The 2,760-nt window shown below is 37.6% G+C and carries 2 protein-coding genes; both read left to right on the top strand.

What is annotated here, in order from left to right:
- The first annotated feature begins 114 nt into the window (after positions 1 to 114).
- Positions 115 to 504, top strand: coding sequence for a hypothetical protein (locus IWB18_RS12260; protein WP_195683908.1), 390 nt, complete (start codon positions 115 to 117; stop codon positions 502 to 504).
- Between the two features lie 74 nt (positions 505 to 578).
- Positions 579 to 2,486 (top strand): oxidoreductase, encoded by a 1,908-nt coding sequence (locus tag IWB18_RS12255; protein WP_195683907.1) that lies wholly within the window; start codon positions 579 to 581, stop codon positions 2,484 to 2,486.
- Positions 2,487 to 2,760 lie beyond the last annotated feature (274 nt).

The raw sequence follows: 2,760 nt of genomic DNA, 5'->3' as shown, positions 1-2,760 counted from the left end.
GGTATCATCCTTTCACAACTTTTAAAGTCAACAGAGTTGCTTTACTGACTATAAAAGTACTTTGATGTAACCTATTGTCTCATGTTAAAGTAAATTTTAAAATCCATGCGATTATTGACCGCTTACGATGAAGTACTGCAGACCTGGATTTCATTGCTGCCCTTTGTAAAATCGTTCATGTGCGTATCCCTTGACGACCTTAAGAATAGCAAAGATAGTGATATTTGGTTTCTAGCATCTGAAACAAAATACATCAAAGCATTCAATTTGCCTGTAAGCACGAAAGTATTCACTATCCCTTCAAAGTTATGTCTTCATACAATTGTTGATTACAATGATCGTATAGATGGAGAATTTTCTATCGAAAAATTGGTGCCATCCATGAAATACATTGAAGAACAAGGTTTAAAAATTTGCGGAAATATTATGGGAGAATTGTTTGTGAGGATTCATGATAAAGAAGAATGGCATCGATACGTAGAATTAATGATACCTATTGAATAATTTGCTTGACTCTCAAGTAACTTAAGACCATACAATCACATTGTGAAACAAAATACAATGTGGAGGTTATGAAAATGTACAAAAATTTATTCAGTCCTATGAGAATCGGCAATTGTGAAATCCCGAATCGCCTTGTGGTCACTGCAATGGTCACCAATTACTGCACAGAAGATGGATTTGTAACGGACCGTTTCATTAAGTATCATGAAGAAAAAGCCAAGGGTGGATGGGGATTGATCATTACAGAAGACTACGCTGTCAATGAAATGGCAAAAGGTTATTCTCACATTCCAGGGTTGTACAAAGACGAACAAATTGAAGGTAGCAAGAAATTGACAGACGCCATTCACAAGTATGAAAGCAAAATATTTTGTCAAATTTATCACCCTGGCAGGCAAAGCAACCAATTTGTAAATGGGGGAAAACAACCTGTCGCACCATCTGCTATTCCCTGTCCTTGGTTGAAGGAGATTCCAAGAGAATTAACTGTTGAAGAAATTCTTCAGATTGTTGAAGATTTTGGTGACTGCGCTCTCCGAGCTAAAAAGTCTGGCTTTGATGGTGTTGAGGTTCACTTGGCTCACGGCTATTTACTTGCTGAATTCATGTCACCCCACACAAATAAAAGAGTGGATGAATACGGTGGATGCTTCTCAAATCGACTTCGTATTGTTAAAGAAGTATATGAAAATGTTAGAAGTAAGGTTGGAGATGATTTTCCAATTATTTGTCGATTCAGTTCAAGAGATGGATTTATGGGCGGTCGAACTCTTATGGATTCCATCGAGCTAGCTCAATATTTGGAAGCCCTTGGATTTCAAGCATTGGATATTTCTCAAGGAATGTATGGCGACTATAATAATCTAGATAATGATACTCTTAGACATGGTTTTACGGTTTTAGATGCTGATGAAATAAAGCAAGTAGTCAATATTCCCGTTATGCCCACGAATCGAATCACTACCGCAGGTCTTGCAGAGGCACTCATATCGGGAGGAAAAGCTGACTTAATTGGCATGGGTAGAACTTCCTTGGCAGATCCTCATTTCCCCAACAAAGTAAAAAAAGGTAAGTTGTCTTCTGTGCGACATTGCATTAATTGCAACTTAGGATGTTTTGGTGGAATTCTTGGACCTAGAGGACATGTAACATGTTTGGTAAATCCTTCTGTGGGAAGAGAATATGAACTCGATTTTTCCAAAAGCAATGATCCAAAAAAAGTTTTCATAGCCGGTGGCGGCCCAGGAGGGTTGCAAGCTGCAGTTACAGCTGCTCAAAAGGGTCACCACGTGACCGTATTCGAAAAGAAAAGTCAGTTAGGTGGACAGTTGTTATCCGCTGCTTATCCTCCAACTAAAGGTGAAGTGGCTCAATTTACCGCTTGGCTGATACAGGAAGTCAAGAATCTTAACATCGCATTAAGATTGAATACTATCCTTACGAAAGAACTTGTTGATTCTGAGAAACCTGATGTCGTTATTGTTGCAACTGGAGGTTCTCCAATCATACCTCCTATCAAGGGAATCACCAAACCACACGTTGTCTTAGCTGAAGATGTATTGTTAGGTAAGGTTTCTACTGGAAATAAAGTAGTTGTATGCGGTGGAGGAGAAGTCGGTATCGAAACGGCAGCTTTTGAAGCAACAAAAGAAAATGGTTCCGTTACAGTAATTGAAATGATGGATCATACTCACAAAAATTTACGTCTTAATCAATTACTAGACATGTATGGTGTCACAGTCAATATAAATACAAAATTATCAGAAATTGCCGACAGTCACGTAATAGTGGAACAAGGACCATTCAAAAGAGTGATTGAAGCCGATACTGTGATATTGGCATTTGGCTATAAACCATTAAACATTTTAGCCGATGAATTAAAAGACACTTGCCAAGATGTTCGAGTAATAGCCGGAGCGAATAAAACAGGCAATGCTCTCGATGCAACGATTGAAGGTCTTGATGTAGCAATGAGTTTATAATAAAATAAATGTTATTGGAATGTTTAAGAACTAATAAAAAATCTAGAATCTGGAGACTGTAACATAATCTGTGTAAAATAAGAATTACCATGGAAATAAATATTGAATTAAGTGAGTCTACTGATGTAAGATCAGTAGCTCATTTTTATTATACCCCATTTTTTTGCCTTGAAGTCTATTTTTTTGTAGAATCTTTGGTGGCTAAATTCAGCACTTTAAGCGTAAGCGGTCAATAATCGCATGTAAACAATAAAACAAGCGGCCGGTTCATCAG

The organism is Alkalibacter mobilis, assembly GCF_015594845.1.
GTDB classification, from domain to species: domain Bacteria; phylum Bacillota; class Clostridia; order Eubacteriales; family Alkalibacteraceae; genus Alkalibacter; species Alkalibacter mobilis.
Note: the sequence above shows the minus strand (reverse complement) of the source record. Positions and strands in the feature narration are given on the sequence as shown.